The organism is Halomonas sp. SL1 (assembly GCF_003030865.2).
GTDB classification, from domain to species: Bacteria; Pseudomonadota; Gammaproteobacteria; order Pseudomonadales; family Halomonadaceae; genus Halomonas; species Halomonas halophila.
Genome location: NZ_PYUQ02000011.1, coordinates 159,227 through 176,730 on the forward strand (window position 1 = coordinate 159,227; position 17,504 = coordinate 176,730).

Below are 17,504 nucleotides of genomic sequence, written 5' to 3' on the forward strand. Positions count from 1 at the left end.
GGCCCTGCTTGAGCCGAATTCAGCGGGAGGAAGCTTGAGGGACGAAGCCAGGCTGAGAAGGCCGCTGCAGGGGGACAAAGTGGCCACACATCACGTCAATCCTGATAGTGCGTGTATTTTTTCGCACTTCCCTTCACTTGGTCGGCGGGATATTTTTCCGCATTCTTCTCCATCTTCGCCCGGCATGCCGCTTCGATATCCACGTCCAGCTTGCCCGCCAGCCGGATAAGATAAAGCTGAACATCGGCAATCTCATCGCGCACGGCGGCCAATTGCTGCTCATCCAGCTCCCTGGACTGCACCTCGGTCAGCCACTGGAAACATTCCTGCAGCTCAGCTGCCTCCACCGTCAGCGCCATGGCCAGGTTCTTAGGCGAGTGGAACTGATCCCAGTCACGCTCGGTGGCGAACTGGTCCATGGCGTCGCGGAGCTGCTTGAACGGGTCTGACATCTAGGGCTCACCTGGTTCTGCGGTATCGGATAGCGGTGAGCATGCCTGCTCTGCCGCTCGCTATCCAGCCAGCATCGGCATAGGCGACCATCCGGCCGCCCACTCGCTCACAGCACGGAGAGGAATTCCCCGATGACCTTCAGGTCCTCAAGCTCGTCCTCGAGCACGATGTCCTTGTAGCCGAAGGCATTGGTCTGGGGCTTCAGCACGATGCGCTGGTTCACGAACTCGCCGTACTCCTCGATCTTCTCGCTCTGGTACAGCTTGATCGTGAAGCTGCCGCCGTGGTCCGGGTCCTCGATGGCGCGATGCTGCACCACGACGACCTTGCCCTGCCGCGTGCCGCCTGGGTTGGCACGAAACAGACACCAAGCGCCATTGGGAATGCGCCGGTTCATCGACTCACCCACCACCCGGCTGACGAACAGATCGGGGCTTGCCCGCATGAAGTCCGGCAGCTCGACCCAGTGCTCGGCGTCGGCGATCTGCATCTCGCTGAATTCGCCGGCGGCGATGCTCAGGTCGTACACGGGCACATGGCGCTCGAACGGCGCGGCCTGATCACGCGTCACGATGGGAAGGTGCAAGCCATCCAGTGTCTCGGCCTCTTCAGCCAGATCGGTATGCTCGGTGGCTGCCTGCGAACGAGCGAAGGCCGCGAAGTACTCGCGGGTCTCGGGGTCCGTGGCATAGACGTAACAGCCCTTCTGGCCCCGCGTCATCAGCGTGCGATAGGTGTTCTTGATGATCTGGTCCGCCAGGGCACGGGCATGCTCGGGCTGCTCTTTGAGCATCTTCTTGTAGCCATGCACCGAACGGTCCTGCCCTGCCCGCTTGGCCGCGTCTGTCACCACGCGACCGTCACGAATCACGAAGTCGTCGCCGATGATGACGCCGACGTAGTCGAACTCGAGCCCCTGGCAGGTGTGGATGCAGCCGACCTGCTCTGCTGATCCATCGGCGATCGCCCACAGCATGCCGTCGTCATCGAGGTTCCACTGGGCCGCGAAGCCATGTTCGGGAAACACGATGTCCATGGCGTGCTTGTCCTTCTTGCTCGCCCAGGGCCAGCAGTAGCCCGCCACCATCCGTGCCTTGTTGGCCTTTCGGTTCTTTTCGAGAATCGCCCGGCGCATGGCACTCGGGTCATCGAACACCTGGAAGTCGTAGTCGATGTCCTCCAGGTCGGTGTTGGCCGTGGTGCGAATCTGAAGGGCGTGATCGAGCCAGGCCAGATAGCCATCCGAGCCGTTGCAGCGAAACTGCGACGCCAGCTCGAGCTCGTGGACATCGGCGCCGCACTCGGCCGCACGCCGCCGGATCTCCTCGACCGTTCCGACGTCCTTCAGCGTCACGCGCTGCGCTTCATCGATGAAGAAAATCGAGAAGCGTGACGCAGCGATCACCTCCTTGATCTGGCTCTCGCCCAGGTTCTGATACATGCCGGACTTCTCGTTCAGGCGGTGCGCCTCATCGACGATCAGCGCATGGAAGGTATCCGGCTCTGCGTTGACGTAGCTGCCCGAGCCCTTGAACAGGTTGTCGATGTGGTTCTTCTTGCGCGTCCCGGTCAGCTTCTTCTTGAAGACCTCACGCGGGGCCGAGTTGCGCGACACGTACTGCGTCATCATCTCACGCTTCGTCAGCTCCACCAGCAGGTTGATGGCCACCACCGACTTGCCGGTGCCCGGGCCGCCCTTGACGATCAGGCACTGCTTGTTGCCGCTGCCTGCGCGGTGCGCAAGATCGATGGCGGTTTCATAGACCAGCTTCTGGTCGTCGATCATCAGGAACTCGGCGTTGCCCTGCATCATCGAGGACAGGGCATCTGCCAGGTTCTTGCTCGGCTTGATCACACCGTGCTCGATGCGATACATGATGTCGTTGCTGTCGCCGTACTTGATGTGCTGGCTCAGAAACTCCGAGAGCTTCAAGGCATCCTGCGAGATGAAGACCGGGGCACGGCGCGTGTGGTGCTCGTAGAAGGGATCATTGATGGCGTTCCCCTGCTTCATGTTGTGCAGGTAGGCACAGGGCACCAGGCGGATCGACTCGGAGCGTACTGTCTCGTTGTAGTCCTCGATCAGCGCGCCATAGGACCACGCCTGATACGACGGATGGTTGGTCTCGCGTACGCCGCCGCCCAGCTGGGTGCGCACGATGGCATCCTTTTTCGTCACCTCGACGGACTGCCACTGTTTCAGTTCCACGATGACCGCCGCATCGTCCCGCTGGTGGTTCTTGCCGGTCAGGATGAAGTCCACGCGGCGATTGGTCAGCGGAATGTTGTACTCGATGGCCACCCCCGCCGAGGCGGGAATCGCCTCGTCCAGCAGCGCGCTCATCATGAAGCGCAGGGAATGTTCCCAGGAGGTCACTTCACTGGGCGGGGAGTTGCGATTCAGCTTGCGCGCCACCTCGTTCTCGATGGCATCACTGATGACGTTGGCTCGCACATCGTCGATGAACTGCTGCTTGGTGGCGTTGTAGACCAGCATTGATGAAAAAGTCCCTTTTAAACCCACAGGCGCCAGAAGAAGGCGCTCGCCTCGCTCATTCCGGGAAGCGAAGACGGAGCATGGCAATATCGATTGAGCATGCGATACGGCCAAGCGCATGACAACGGTGATCCCGACGATCAGGAAATCCTGCGCGACGGTTCATCGACGTCGGAGCTTGCGGACCAATGTCATCGGCATGCTGCCATCCCGCTTGAACGCGGGCTCAGGGGAAACCTGTAAAGAACGGGCGTGTTGCTAGGTGAGTCATCAGCGACCCGTCACGGACGCGAGAAGTCACTGGCTTGGTGCCAGGCTGACGAAGTGCGACAGACGTATGGAGGACGAGCGTATAGAGGATAGAAGGGCGGGAAAGGTGCGCTGAATGCTGAATCATAGAAGAGGATGGTGGGCCCACCCGGACTTGAACCGAGAACCAAAGGATTATGAGTCCTCTGCTCTAACCAATTGAGCTATAGGCCCTTACAGCGGCTGCGTATGATAGCGAAAGCCGCCGGCCGAGGCCAGCGGCATCGCCGCTCCCCCCCTCACCTCTTGCCCCTTCCCTCGCTAACTCCCTGACAGACCGCGCTCTTCACGCAGCAAGCGGTGCTCCTGCTGCCCCCAGACGGCGCCACTCCCTCGGCGCAGCGTGACGGCGTCCCCCCGGTCGTCAGAAATAATGTCGTCGTCGCGGTTCAGTTCCGCGCCTCGCCTGCGTCAGCCCTCCTGCACACGCCAATAATGATAAAGATTTTTATTCGCAAGGGAGCATCGTCTCGTGCTCGCGAGGCATCAGGCGCCGGGCCATGTGGGCCCGGCCAGGCAGACAGAACGAGGTGCCCATGACATCACGGATAGAAGCGCCCGGGCCGCGGCTCGGTACCGAGCCCGCCCCGCTGGAATCCCATCAGCTGTTCAACGCCCGGCACGCCGAGGCCTACTGGCAGCAGGCGACCCGCTGCATCGACCTGGTGCGGCGCAAGGTCGCCGAGGTCGAGCGGCCCTTCACCGGCGCGCGCCCCGAGGAGCTGCGCGGCCGCTTCGAGGCCATCGATCTCGACGCGCCGCTCGGCGAGCTGCGCCCGGCCCTGGAGGAGCTGGAGCACGTCTACCTGGACGACGCCGTCTACTTCCATCATCCGCGCTACGTGGCCCACCTGAACTGCCCGGTGGTGCTGCCGGGCGTGCTAGCCGAGGCGATCCTGGCGCCGATCAACTCCTCGCTGGACACCTGGGACCAGAGCGCCGGCGGCACCTTCATCGAGCAGTCGCTGATCGACTGGACGGCGGAGCGCATAGGCCTCGGCGAGGACGCCGACGGCGTGTTCACCAGCGGCGGCACCCAGTCGAACCTGATGGCGCTGATGATCGCCCGCGACCATCACGGCGCGCACCAGGACCGCCCCGGCGGCAACAAGCAGCAGGGCCTGCCGGCGGACCATCAGCGGCTGCGCATCCTCGGCTCGGAGCTAGGCCACTTCAGCCTGCAGAAGTCGGCGGCGATCCTCGGGCTCGGCTACCAGGCGGTGATGCCGGTGGCCACCGACGCGGACTACCGCATGGACCCGCAGGCGCTCAAGGCGCGCCTCGAGGAGTGCATCGCCCTGGACCTGATCCCGATCGCAGTGGTGGCCACCGCCGGCACCACCGACTTCGGCAGCATCGACCCGCTCGAGGAGATCGCCGCGCTGTGCCGCGATCACGGCATCTGGCTGCACGTCGACGCCGCCTACGGCGGGGGCCTTCTGTGCTCGCGCCGCGAGCGCCACCGCCTGGCCGGCATCGAGCACGCCGACTCGGTCACCGTCGACTACCACAAGACCTTCTTCCAGCCGGTGAGCTGCAGCGCCTTCCTGGTGCGCCGCGGCAGCGACCTGCGCCACGTCACCCATCACGCCGACTACCTGAACCCCGAGTGCCAGGCGCTGGCCGGCACCCCGGACCAGGTCAACAAGAGCCTGCAGACCACCAAGCGCTTCGACGCCCTCAAGCTGTGGATGACGCTGCGCATCATGGGCGCCGACGCCCTGGGCGAGATGCTCGAGCGGGTCATGGACCTGGCCGGCGAGGCCCACGCGCGGCTGTCCGCCCGGCCGGACATCGAGGTGCTGCTCGAGCCGCCGCTCAGCACCCTGGTGTTCCGCTACCGGCCCGAGGACATCGACCTGGACGACGCGTCGCTGGACGCCCTCAACGCCCACGTGCGTACCGCGCTGTCGCGCCACGGCGAGGCGGTAATCGCCGCCACCCGGGTCCAGGGCCGTCGCTACCTGAAGTTCACCCTGCTCAACCCGGAGACCCGCGTCGACGACCTCACCGCCATCGTCGAGCGCATCGTCGCCCACGGCCGTGCCTGGTGCGACGGCGCCGCCACCTCCCCGGCGCATGCCGCCGCCTCCTGACACTCGCGAGATTGCCCCATGACCCAGCACGTTCACGACTTCATCGCCATCGGCCTCGGGCCCTTCAACCTGGGGCTGGCCTGCCTGACCGATCCCATCGAGGAGCTCGACGGCCTGTTCCTCGAACGCCGCGACGGCTTCGACTGGCACCCCGGCATGCTGCTGGAGGACGCCACCCTGCAGACGCCCTTCCTCGCCGACCTGGTGACCATGGCCGACCCCACCAGCCGCTTCAGCGTGCTCAACTACCTGAAGCAGCAGGGCCGGCTGTACAACTTCTACATCCGCGAGAGCTTCTTCCTGCTGCGCAACGAGTACAACCGCTACTGCCAGTGGGCGGTGGCACAGCTCGACAGCGTGCGCTTCTCCACCGAGGTGGAGCGGGTGGAGTTCGAGGACGCCAGCGGCCTCTACCGTGTGAGCTGCCGCGACACCGGGAGCGGCGAGGCCCGCGAGTACCTGGCCCGCCACCTGGTGCTCGGCACCGGCACCACGCCCTGGCTGCCCGAGGGCTGCCGCGACGTCGAACCGCGCCCGGTGCACTCCGGCGAGTACCTCGCGCACAAGGCCGAGCTGCAGCGCCAGCAGGCGATTACCGTGGTCGGCAGCGGCCAGAGCGCGGCCGAGATCTACCGCGACCTGCTCGCCGACATCGACCGCTTCGGCTACCGGCTCGACTGGATCACCCGCTCGCCGCGCTTCTTCCCGCTGGAATACACCAAGCTGACCCTGGAGATGACCTCGCCGGACTACATCGACTACTTCCACGGCCTGCCGGAAGAGACGCGCAACGTGCTGACGCAGGAGCAGAAGGGCCTCTACAAGGGCATCAACGAGGACCTGATCAACGACATCTACGACCTGCGCTACGCCAAGGAGCTGATCGGCGAGGTGCGCTCGGAACTGTTCACCAACGCCCGCCTCGAGACCTGCCGTTTCGATGCCGAGCGCGGCGAGTACGACCTGACCCTGTGGCACACCGAGCAGCAGCGCCACTATCGCCATCGCACCCAGGCGCTGGTCATGGCCACCGGCTACCGCTACCACATGCCGGACTTCCTGGCACCGATCGCCTCGCGCATCGCCTTCGACGAGGCCGGGCGCTTCGCGGTGGGCCGCTTCTACGACATCGACGACGGCAAGGGCCAGCTGTTCGTGCAGAACGCCGAGCTGCACACCCACAGCCTGGCGGCGCCGGACCTGGGCATGGGCCCCTATCGCAACGCCTGCCTGATCCGCGCCATGACCGGGAAAGAGATCTACCCGGTGGAGCGACGCATCGCCTATCAGCGCTTCGGCGCGCCCGACGAGGCGGTCTTCGAACCCGAGCGCACGGAGCCGGCATGACCCCGACGCCCTGGCTGGTGGCGGTGACCGCGGTGGCGGTGATCAGCGATGCCATGCTGCTGCCCTTCTACCCGCAGTTCTTCGCCGCGCGCTTCGGCGTGACGGACCCGTCCCACGTCGGCGCCTACCTGGCGATGGGCTGCCTGGTGGTGCTGGTGGCACTGCCCGGCTGGGCGCGCCTGGCGCGCCGGGTCGGCACCCTGCCGCTGCTGCTGGTCACCCAGCTGGTGGCGGGCGGGCTCAGCCTCTCCTGCGCCGTGGTCACCTCGCTGCCGTGGTTCTGGGGCCTGTCGCTGGCGATGCTGGTGGCCAAGGCCAGCTACCTGCTGGTCTACCCCTACCTGATGCACTTCGAGCCACAGGATCGCCACGCGACCCTGATCGGCACCCTCTCGGTGGTGGTGCACGCCGGCGGCATCCTCGGCGCCATGGTCGGCGGCCTGGTGCTGGAGCACTGGGCCGCGGCCCAGGTGTTTCGCGTGATGGCGCTGGGCGACGCCCTGCAGGTCGCGGTCTGCGCCTGGCTGATCCGCCGCGGCCGCGCGCCTCACTCTACACCCCATGAGGCCCCCACCACCGAGCGGGCGCCGGCCTCCAGCGCCGCTATCCTGCGCCTGGGCCTGGTGATGCTGCTGTTCTACTTCAGCGCCTATCTGGCACGGCCGTTCTTCGCCCGCTACTGGGAGCTGGCCTCCGGGCTGCCCGGCGAGGTGCTGGCGGGCGCGGTGTTCGCCATTCCCGGCGCCGTGGCGGTGGCCCTGCTGGCGCTCGACCTGCTCGCGCGCCGCCCCGCCGGCCAGGCCATCCTGCTGCCGCTGGCCATCGGCCTCGTCGGCCTGCTGCTGCAGGCCAGCGGCGAGGTCGCCGCCATCCTGGCCGGCCGGGTGCTGTTCGGCTGGGCGCTGTTCCGCGTCACCGTGCGCCTGGAGCTGCGCCTGTTCCGGCTCAGCACGCCCGACCGCTACGCCAGCGACTTCAGCAAGGTCCACGTCTTCCAGGGCCTCGGCGTGCTCGTCGCCTCCTGGGGCGCCGGCCGCCTGGTCGAGGCCTTCGGGCTGACCGCCCCCTTCCTCGTCGCTGCGACCGGCCTGGCGCTGTGCGCCCTGGCCTACCGGCGGCTGCTGGCCGGCGCCGAAACGCGCCCGGCCGCACCTTCCGATTCCGTTTCTGCAAGGACCTGATCCATGACCCTGTTCCAACCGACGCCGACCACGAAGCCCCTCTACTCGCGCCACGCCCAGGGGCTCGGCACCTTCAGCCTGCGCCCGCTGCACCTGCCCGAGGACCTGGCGCTGATCCACGAGTGGGTCACCGCCCCGCGCGCCCGCTTCTGGGGCATGCAGGGCCACTCGCTCGAGCGCGTGCAGGCCTTCTATCGCGAGCTTCAGGAGAGCGAGCACGCCCAGGGCTACTTGGGGCTGTTCGACGGCCGGCCGGCCTTCCTGGTCGAGTGCTACGACCCGCGCCACGACCCCATCGGCCACCACTATGACGTCGCCGAGGGCGACCGCGGCATGCACTTCCTGGTGGCCCCGGCCGAGACGCCGCTGCCCGGCTTCAGCACCCAGGTGATCACCGCCATCCTGGCCTTTATGTTCGAAGACGTGGGCACCCAAAGGGTGGTCGTGGAACCGGACGTCACTAACCGCCAGATTCATCCCCTCAACCGCCGGGTCGGCTTCGTCTACGACCGCGAGGTCGAACTCGAGGAGAAGACCGCCCACCTGGCCTTCTGCGATCGTCAGAGCTTCGCCGCGGCGGTGAGCCGGCAGAGTCCACGCCTGGATCCGGCACTCTCCTCCGATCCGGCCCGCGCCGCCGGCCACCTGCGCCCCGAGCTCTGGGCCCGGGCCAACCGCTGGCTGATCCGCAAGGCGATCGCCGAGTTCAGCCACGAGCGGCTGCTGGAACCCGAGGCCGTCAACGCCGACCCGACAGGCGACGACGAGGCCGCCGACTATCGACTGAGCGCCCCCGAGGGCGGTATCGAGTACCGTTTCCGCGCCCGGCGCCGGGCGCTGGACCACTGGGCGATCGAGCTCGACTCGCTGGAGAAGCGCGTCGACGGCGTCCCCGCCGAGCTCGACGCCCAGCAGTTCATCCTCGAGTTCCGCGGCCCGCTCGGCATCGGCGAGGCGATGCTGCCGCTCTATCTGGAGGAAGTGGCGAGCACCCTGTTCGGCGGCGCCTACAAGCTCGACGGCACCCGCCCGGACGCCGAGGGCCTGGTCGACGCCGACTTCCAGACCCTGGAGGCCGCCATGACCGAGGGCCATCCGGTGTTCGTGGCCAACAACGGCCGCATGGGCTTCGACGCCGTGGACTATCACGCCTATGCCCCGGAGGCCGCCGCGCCGATCACCCTGGTGTGGCTCGCCGTGCACCGCGAGGACGCCCACTACAGCGCCATCGAGGGGCTCGACTACGAGGCCCTGCTGCGTGACGAACTCGGCGAGGCGACGCTGGGCGACTTCCACCGCCGCCTCGAGGCCCGGGGGCTCGATCCCGCCGACTACCTGCTGATGCCGGCGCATCCCTGGCAGTGGTTCCACAAGCTGGCCATCACCTTCGCCGGCGAGGTGGCCCGCCACCGCATCGTCTGCCTGGGCTACGGCAGCGACCAGTATCGTGCCCAGCAGTCGATCCGCACCTGGTTCAACACCAGCCAGCCAAGCCGGCGCTACGTGAAGACCGCGCTGTCGATCCTCAACATGGGCTTCATGCGCGGCCTCTCGCCGAGCTACATGCGCGCCACGCCGGCGATCAACGACTGGATCAAGCGCCTGGTCGACGGCGACCCGGAACTGCGTGCCCAGGGCTTCACGGTGCTGCGCGAGGAGGCCGCCATCGGCGTTCGCCGCGACGCCGTCGAGCCGGCCTTCGACACCTACAGCGCCTACAAGAAGATGCTCGCCTGCCTGTGGCGCGAGAGCCCGGTGCACTACCAGCAGAACGGCCAGCGGCTGATGACCATGGCCGCCCTGCTCCACGTCGACGGCGACGAGCGGGCGCTGCTGCCGCGGCTGATCGCACGCTCGGGCCTCGCCACCGAGGACTGGCTGTCGCGCTACCTGCGGGCCTACTTCCGCCCGCTGCTGCACTGCTTCTTCGCCTACGACCTGGTGTTCATGCCCCACGGCGAGAACCTGATCCTGCAGCTCGAGGACGGCGTGCCGGTACGCGCGATCATGAAGGACATCGCCGAGGAGATCGGCATCATGAACGTCGAGGCCGAGCTGCCCGAGGCCATCGCCCGCATCGCCGTGGACGTGCCGGAGCCGCTCAAGGTGCTGTCGATCTTCACCGACGTCTTCGACTGCTTCCTGCGCTTCATGTCGTCGATCCTCGTCGAACAGGGCGACATCACCGAGTCGCGCTTCTGGGCGCTGGTGGCCGACTGCGTGATCGACTACCAGCGGGACCATCCCGAGTTCGCCGACAAGTTCGCCCGTCACGACCTGTTCGCCCCGGAGTTCACCCGCTCCTGCCTGAACCGGCTTCAGCTCAACAACCACCAGCAGATGATCGACCTGGCCGATCCGGCCAAGAACCTGCAGTTCGCCGGTACCCTCGACAACCCGATCGCCGCCTACCGCCCCGCCGCCGCGGCGCGTGAGGAAGATCGTGAGGGAAATCGAGAGAGAGCCCGTGAGGAGACCGAGGCCACACCGAGCTGATCGCTCGGTATCGCCGCGCATCATGCTCGGCCTGACGTCAGCGAGCACACGCTTCGCCCAGGACCTCGTTCCTGGGCGATTATATTTGATAATAATAATCATTATTGAATAGAATCACCGTTCCGGCACAACGTACGGAGCGTTCCACGAATGGATTCCCCGACCCTCGACACCCTGTTCCGCGCCCACGCCCGGGACATCACCGCCTTTCTCAGACACCAGCTGCCCTGCCCCGACCTGGCCGACGATCTGTGTCAGGAGGTGTTCCTGCGCCTCGGCCGGCAGCGACTCGACGCCAACGCGTCCGGCACGCGACTGGAACAGCCCCGTGCCTACCTGTTCCGCATCGCCCGCAACCTGCTCATCGACCATCACCGCCGCCGCCAGGCACGCCCCGGCGACCGGCCGACGGAGGACGATGACATCGCGTGTCTGGCCTGCCCCCATGCCGCCCGCTATTCGGACCCCGAGGCCGCCGCCGAGCGCCGGCTGTGCCGTCGCGGCCTCGAGCGCGCCATGGCGGGCCTGCCACCGCACCTGCGCCAGGCACTGGTCTGGCATCGACTGGAAGGGCTTTCCCAGGCCGAGATCGGCCGTCGCCTCGGCGTCTCGGAGCGCATGGCAGGGCGCTACGTCAGGCAGGCCATCTCGCACTGTCGCGACCGGCTGACCGCGCCGGCGATCTGACAGCGCGCCACTTTGATAACGATTCCCATTTGATCTACCATGCCCGAACGCTTCTTCCGGTGAATGCGCCATGACCCTCGCGCTGTCGCAGCTTTATCTCGGCCCCCTCGACTTCCTGACGCCACCGCGCGTCGAGGCCACTCCCGGCGCGGACACCCTCCCCGCACATCGTCTTCTCGACCCAGCCAGGCTGGAGGCGCTGTTCACGCGTTTCGGCGCCCAGTACGGTCACGGCGACCGCCGGGCGGTGGCCTCGCTGTGGTCCAAGTGGCACTTCGCCGGCCTGGCCGCCCACGGCCTGGCGGCCAACCTGCTGCTGGAACGCGACCTGCCCCTGGGGATCGACACGCTGCATGTGATCCAGACGGACGAGGGACAGACCGCCGGCTTCAGCCTGCGCCATGCCGGCCGCCCGCTCAGTGATCTCGACGGGCTGTCGCGCTTCGCCACCCTGGTCGACGACCACCTGGCGCCGCTGATCGAGGCGCTGGCCTCGATCAGCGGCGCCTCGCCCAAGGTGTTCTGGAGCAATGCCGGCAACTACATCGAACACTTCACCAACGCCCTCGCCGACCATCCCATGGCCTCCGCGGGGACGGTCGATCCCGCCCGAGCCCTGATCACGAGCCGCCACCTGCCCGATGGGCGCCGCAACCCGCTCTACCAGCCGGTGCGCTATGTCGAGCCCGCCACCCCTGAAGCCCCGAGCCGCGTCCGGCGACAGTGCTGCATCCGCTACCTGATCGACGAGCTCGGCTACTGCGCCAACTGCCCGCTGGAATGCCGGCGCCAGGGCAAGGCTTCCAAGGCGGAGAAGGCCACGACACTCGAACGGGCGGCTTCGTGAGCACGGCGGCCGGCGTGCGCCAGCACTCCGCCCGCGACCTGCAGGCCTACGGGCGGCGCTACGGCATCGACTACCGGGTGCCGGCGCTCGCCTCCCGCGAGGAAGAACCGGTGGTGCGCGGCGAGGTACGCGAGCTGTCGCTGGGCCAGGGCATGGAGCTGGTGGCCTCCGACGTGGAGGTGCTGCACCGCTACGACTCTCACTCCCATGCGCCCTCACCGCTGTCGATCGTGGTGATGCTGGAGGGCCGCGCCGAGGTCAGCCTCGAGGGTCGCACCCTGACGCTGACCCCGGGCATGGCGCTGAGCCTGCACCTCGATGCGCGCCACGGCCTGCGGGCCACCCAGCCCGCCGGCCAGCGCCTGCGTGCGCTGACATTGAGCCTCAGCGAGACACGGCTGGCCGAACTGGGCCCGGCGCAGCCCGGCCACGGCGACTCGCGGATGCACGCCTGGCGACCGCCGAGCTCGCTGCTGCAGGGGCTCGAGCAGGCGCTCACCACGCCACTGCCCGCCCCGGCCCAGCGGCTGCTGTTCGAGGGCCTGGGGCTGCAGCTGGTGGCCTTCGGCCTGCCGCAGGACACGCTCGATGACGCGAACGCATCACGCCTGCCGCCACGGGAACAGCGGCGCCTCGAGCGGGTACGCGCCGCCCTGGAAGACGATCCCGCGGCGGAGCACAGCCTGAGCGCCCTGGCCGAGCTCGCCGCCATGAGCCCCGCCAGCCTGCGCCGCAAGTTCCGCGCGGCCTTCGGCATGAGCGTCTTCGACTACCTGCGCGACTGCCGTCTGGGCCTCGCCCACGACTACCTGAGCCGCGGCTTCAGCGTGCAGCAGGCCGCCCATTTCTGCGGCTACCGCCACGCCACCAACTTCGCCACCGCCTTCCGCCGTCGCTACGGCGTCCCGCCGAGTTCCCTGACGAACGCCACCTGAGCACTGCGCATAGATGAGTGAGCGCGGCGCATACCTCAGCCGGCGATACAAAAAGCAATAATTCTCATTAATCAGTGAGTCAAATCATCGTCACAGGAACTTCTGCATGCCGACCCCACGTCCCCTGGCACTGGCCATCGCCCTCGCCGCCGCCGGCGTCGCTCTCTCCGCCCAGGCCCAGAACGCGTCTCAGAGCCCCGAGAGCCTCTCCACCCTGACCGTCACCGGTCAGGCGGCCACCAAGACGGAGACACCGATCAACGAGACCCCTCAGGCAATCTCGGTGATCGAGCGGGAAGAATGGGAGGAACGGGGCGCCGGAACGGTACAGCGAGCCCTGAACTACACGCCGGGGGTCTACGCCAACCAGGTCGGCGCCTCCAACCGCTACGACTACATCGTGCTGCGAGGCTTCTCCGACGGCAGCCTGAGCAACACCTTCCTCGACGGCCTCAAGCTGATGGGAGACGCCAACTCCTACAGCTCGCTGGTCATCGATCCGTACTTCCTCGAGAGCATCGAAGTGGTCAAGGGGCCGGCCTCGGTGCTCTACGGCCGCGCCTCCCCCGGCGGTCTGGTGTCGATGACCAGCAAGCGCCCGGAGTTCGAGCGCTCGGGCCAGATCCAGCTCGGTGTCGGCAACAACGCCCAGCGCAGCGCCGCCTTCGACCTCACCGGCCCGCTGGACGACGAGCGCCGGGTCGCCTATCGCGTCACCGGCCTGGCCGAGAGCGCCGATACCCAGTTCGACCACGTGGAAGAGGAGCGCTATGCCATCGCGCCCCAGCTGACCTGGGACATCACCGACGACACCAGCCTGACCCTGCATGCCTACCTGCAGAAGGATCCGGAGGGCGGCTATCACTCCGGGGTACCCTATGAAGGCTCGGTGGACAGCCGCAATGGCCGCCACATCGACAACACCTTCTTCGATGGCGAGGAAGACTACGACACGTTCGAGCGCACCCAGCGCCTGTTCGGCTACGACCTGGAACACCGCTTCAACGATGCCTGGACGGGTCGCCAGAAGCTGCTCTACCTCAATACCGACGTGACCCTCGATCAGGTCTACGGCTTCGGCTGGGCCAACGACACCGAGCTCAACCGCTACTACTCCGGCGGCGAGGAGTCCATGGAAGCCTGGACCTTCGACAACCAGCTCGAGGCACAGCTGAGCAGCGGTGCCGTGGACCACACCCTGCTGGTCGGCGCCGACTACCAGCAGCGCGAGAACGATATCAGCTGGCCGTCCGGCGCCTTCCCGACCCTCGATGCCTTTCATCCCGAATACGGTGCCGAACCCACGGCGATGTACGCTGCCACCGAGGAACAGCACGACCTTCGCCAGACCGGCGTCTACGTCCAGGACCAGATGGCCCTCGGCAACTGGCGCCTCGCCCTCGGCGGCCGCTACGACTGGGTCGACATCGAGAACGAGAGCGAGACCGCCGGTACGACCAGCGAGCTGAACGATACCCAGTTCAGCGGCCGCGCCGGCCTGCTGTACCTGTTCGACAACGGCGTGTCACCCTACGTCAGCTATTCCACGGCCTTCACGCCGACCAGCTTCGTCGACGCCAGCGGCGACCTGCTCGAGCCGATGGAAGGCGAACAGCTCGAGGCCGGCCTGAAGTACCAGCCCAACGGCACCCGGGACCAGTACAGCCTGGCGCTGTTCCATATCGAGCAGGAAAACGTCGCCACCAAGGAACAGCCCACCGATCCGTATCGCGCCATCGGCGAGATCGAATCCCAGGGCGTCGAGCTCGAGGCACGCACCCAGCTGACCGACAGCCTGCGCCTGCAGGCCGGCTACAGCTTCACCGACATCACCTACGCCAAGAGCGATGTCGAAGGTGAAGAAGGCAATCGCGCCATCTACGCACCACGCCACATCGCCTCCGTATGGGGCTCCTACGCGGTCCAGGACGGCGCCCTCGAGGGCCTCGGCGCCGGCCTCGGCGTGCGCTACCACGCCGACATCCAGGCCGACCGCGCCAACACCGAGCAGGTGCCGGACTACACCCTGGTCGACGCCGCCCTCAGCTACGACCTCGGCCAGCTCGGCCTGGACGGCGTCAACGCCCGCCTCAACGTCAACAACCTGCTCGACAAGGACTACGTGGCCTCCTGCAACTCCCTGCAGTACTGCTACTTCGGCGCCGAACGCAGCGTGAAGGCGACCGTCAGCTACGACTTCTGATCCGCCACGACCATCGGCAAGACGACACCGGCGGCCCGAGGGCCGCCGGTGTTCTTGTTTCCTGCCTCGCCATTGCCCGGGCCACCCAGACGCAAAGGGCCCATCCCGTCAGCGGGATGGGCCCTGTTCGCTCAGCTCGGTCGTCGACCGATTCAGTAACGCCAGGTCAGGTTGGCCATCACGTGGCGCGACGCGCCGTAGTAGCCCTGATCCCACTTCAGGCTGGTCAGGTACTTCTCGTCGGTGACGTTATTGACGTTCAGCGAGCCGGTCAGGCTATCGCTGAAGTCGTAGCTCGCCATCAGGTCGACCAGCGCATAGGCCTCCTGACGGGTCCTGCCATCGGCGTTGTCGCGTTCGCGCTCGATATCGTCCTGCCAGCGCAGCCGGGCGCCGACCTTCAGGGATTCCAGGGACGCCGGCCGATAGCTGGTGGCGACCTTCACCATGTTGCGCGGAATATAGGTATTGGTGGCCTCGCCGTCGGCGTCCTCGATCTCCAGGTAGGTGTAGCCGGCGCTGGCCTGCCAGCCCGGCGCGAGCTCGCCGGCCAGGGTGACCTCCACGCCCTCGCTGGTGATGCCATCGGCCGCCCGATAGACATCCCGCCCGTTCACCTGGCCGTCAGGCTGGGCGACATTGTCCTGTTCGGTGCGGAACACGGCGAGTGACGCATCGGCCCCCCCGTCGAAGACATCCGCCTTGAGCCCCAGCTCGTAGCTGCTGCCCTCGATGGGGTCGAGATATCGTCCACCGCGGTCCATCTCGGTCTGGGGATTGAAGATCTCGGTATAGCTGGCATACAGCGAGGCCTGATCGGTGAGGTCATAGATCAGGCCGGCATAGGGCGTCAGCTCGTTGTCGAGGGTGGTGTCCTGAGAGCTGCCGTACTGCTCGCCCACGGTATCCAGCCAGCTCATCCGCGCGCCCACCACGGCGGTCCAGCGATCGGCCAGGTCCAGCTTGCCGGCACCGTAGAGGCTGCGCTCCTTGATGGTGGCATCGTTGGCGAAGTCGGGATCGCCGAACTCGGGCTCCGGATAGTCGCCGTCCCACTCGTCCAGGGGCGGCAGGTCCTCGGACGCGGCCGCGTAGAGCGAGCTCTGCTGGTTCCGGCTCTGGCTCCAGTCCGAGCCCAGCACCAGCTGATGGGTGCGCCCGAACGCCTCGACATCGCCCTTGGCATGCACGTCCGCCACCCACTGCTCCAGGTGCCGATCGTACTTGCTCAGATATAAGCTGTTGGGAATCCGCCCCGTGTCGGCATCCGGCACGCTGCCGATGTAGAACAGCTCGGTGTCGGAGACCATGTCCAGATGGGTCACCGTGCCCTTGAGCGACCAGTCGTCGGAGAGCCGCTGGGTCAGCTCGACGAAGCTGCGCTGGGTCTCGCCGTTCCAGTAGGACCAGTCGGGCGCCGACGAGGTCGAGCGATCATAGTCGGTGGGGTTGCCGGCCGAGTCGTAGAGCGGCAGCGCCCCCCACATGTTGCTGTCGGTATCGTTGCGCTGCCAGGTATGCCCCAGCGCCAGCTGGGTGCTGTCGGTGAGGTCGGCTTCCAGCACGCCATAGAGCACGCCGCGCTCTCGATGCAGTCGATCCAGGTAGGCGTCGGCATCCAGCCCCGCGGCCACCAGGCGGCCACGCACCCGGCCCTCGTCGTCCAGGGGCCCGGAGACGTCCACCGCAAGGCGACGATGCTCGTGGCTGCCCAGCGTGCCGCTGACGGAGGCCTGCGGCGTCGCGGTGGGCCGCTTGCGGACGAAGTTGACGGTGGCCGCCGGGTTGCCGGAGCCGGACATCAGGCCGGTGGCACCGCGCACCACCTCGACCCGGTCATAGACGGCGGTATCGATGTCACCATGCACGTTGTTGTAGGGCATGGGCAGGCGCAGGCCATCGACCTGCAGGTTGGAAATCTCGAAACCGCGGGACGAATAGTACGTGCGGTCCGTCTCGACTCGCTCCACCGTGACGCCCGGCGCACTCTCCAGGGCATCATTGATGGTGTCGAGGTTGAAGTCCTCGAGCTGGGCACGGGTGACCACCGAGACGGATTGCGGCGTCTCGCGGGGCGTCAGGTCGAGCTTGGTCGCCGTACTGGTGCGGGAAACGCGGTAGTCGTCGCTGCCCTCGGTCACCAGCGACAGCGCCTCGGCCTCGACGGTCACCGTCTCGAGGGCCTCAGCGGACTCGGCCTCGTCGGCCAGCAGCGAGGGGGAGATCAGCGCCAGTGAACCGGCGGTGGCCAGACCGAGAGCACGGCGCACGGCACGGGTCACCGGGTGGAGTCCGATCGGGCGGGATGCAGGATGGGACATGGAGTGAACAAGCCTCTGGGTTATTGTGTTGTGCGGGAATGCGCATGGTAATGACTCGCATTATTTGTGGCAATGATAACGACTCTCATTTGATTAGCCGTGTAAGCATTCCCGCACCCGCCCAGGAATGCC

At 66.9% G+C, this 17,504-nt stretch carries 11 protein-coding genes and 1 tRNA gene; 8 read left to right on the top strand and 4 right to left on the bottom strand.

Going from position 1 to position 17,504, the window contains the following annotated elements; all coding sequences use genetic code 11:
- Positions 1-95 precede the first annotated feature (95 nt).
- The 3 genes from C9J49_RS04880 to C9J49_RS04890 form a co-directional block, all read right to left on the bottom strand.
- A complete protein-coding gene (locus C9J49_RS04880) occupies positions 96-452 on the bottom strand; it encodes a nucleotide pyrophosphohydrolase (RefSeq protein WP_092523547.1) in 357 nt (118 codons plus the stop codon).
- Positions 453-559: 107 nt separating this feature from the next.
- Complete coding sequence (locus C9J49_RS04885; protein WP_107181686.1) at positions 560-2,950, bottom strand: DNA/RNA helicase domain-containing protein; 2,391 nt, start codon at positions 2,948-2,950, stop codon at positions 560-562.
- 406 nt (positions 2,951-3,356) lie between these two features.
- Positions 3,357-3,433 (bottom strand) — tRNA-Ile (locus C9J49_RS04890).
- Between the two features lie 362 nt (positions 3,434-3,795).
- Here C9J49_RS04890 and C9J49_RS04895 point away from each other — a divergent pair.
- The 8 genes from C9J49_RS04895 (at position 3,796) to C9J49_RS04930 (ending at position 15,051) form a co-directional block, all read left to right on the top strand.
- Positions 3,796-5,355: an aspartate aminotransferase family protein gene (locus C9J49_RS04895; RefSeq protein WP_107181687.1), complete on the top strand. Its 1,560-nt coding sequence runs from the start codon at positions 3,796-3,798 to the stop codon at positions 5,353-5,355.
- A gap of 18 nt (positions 5,356-5,373) precedes the next feature.
- Positions 5,374-6,702, top strand: coding sequence for a lysine N(6)-hydroxylase/L-ornithine N(5)-oxygenase family protein (locus C9J49_RS04900; RefSeq protein WP_107181688.1), 1,329 nt, complete (start codon positions 5,374-5,376; stop codon positions 6,700-6,702).
- Positions 6,699-7,883, top strand: coding sequence for an MFS transporter (locus tag C9J49_RS04905; RefSeq protein WP_107181689.1), 1,185 nt, complete (start codon positions 6,699-6,701; stop codon positions 7,881-7,883). The genes C9J49_RS04900 and C9J49_RS04905 overlap by 4 nt, the downstream gene beginning before the upstream one ends.
- Before the next feature lie 3 nt (positions 7,884-7,886).
- Complete coding sequence (locus tag C9J49_RS04910) at positions 7,887-10,379, top strand: GNAT family N-acetyltransferase (protein WP_107181690.1); 2,493 nt, start codon at positions 7,887-7,889, stop codon at positions 10,377-10,379.
- 150 nt (positions 10,380-10,529) lie between these two features.
- The gene (locus C9J49_RS04915) at positions 10,530-11,066 is read left to right on the top strand and encodes an RNA polymerase sigma factor (RefSeq protein WP_107181691.1); all 537 of its coding nucleotides are present in this window, start codon (positions 10,530-10,532) and stop codon (positions 11,064-11,066) included.
- 70 nt (positions 11,067-11,136) lie between these two features.
- Positions 11,137-11,913: a siderophore-iron reductase FhuF gene (gene fhuF / locus C9J49_RS04920; RefSeq protein WP_107181692.1), complete on the top strand. Its 777-nt coding sequence runs from the start codon at positions 11,137-11,139 to the stop codon at positions 11,911-11,913.
- The gene (locus C9J49_RS04925) at positions 11,910-12,848 is read left to right on the top strand and encodes an AraC family transcriptional regulator (protein WP_107181693.1); all 939 of its coding nucleotides are present in this window, start codon (positions 11,910-11,912) and stop codon (positions 12,846-12,848) included. Before fhuF ends, C9J49_RS04925 begins: the two co-directional genes overlap by 4 nt.
- Before the next feature lie 106 nt (positions 12,849-12,954).
- The gene (locus C9J49_RS04930) at positions 12,955-15,051 is read left to right on the top strand and encodes a TonB-dependent siderophore receptor (RefSeq protein WP_107181694.1); all 2,097 of its coding nucleotides are present in this window, start codon (positions 12,955-12,957) and stop codon (positions 15,049-15,051) included.
- A gap of 152 nt (positions 15,052-15,203) precedes the next feature.
- Here the strand turns inward: C9J49_RS04930 and C9J49_RS04935 are convergent, their stop codons facing one another.
- Positions 15,204-17,321, bottom strand: coding sequence for a TonB-dependent siderophore receptor (locus C9J49_RS04935; protein ID WP_258393781.1), 2,118 nt, complete (start codon positions 17,319-17,321; stop codon positions 15,204-15,206).
- Positions 17,322-17,504 lie beyond the last annotated feature (183 nt).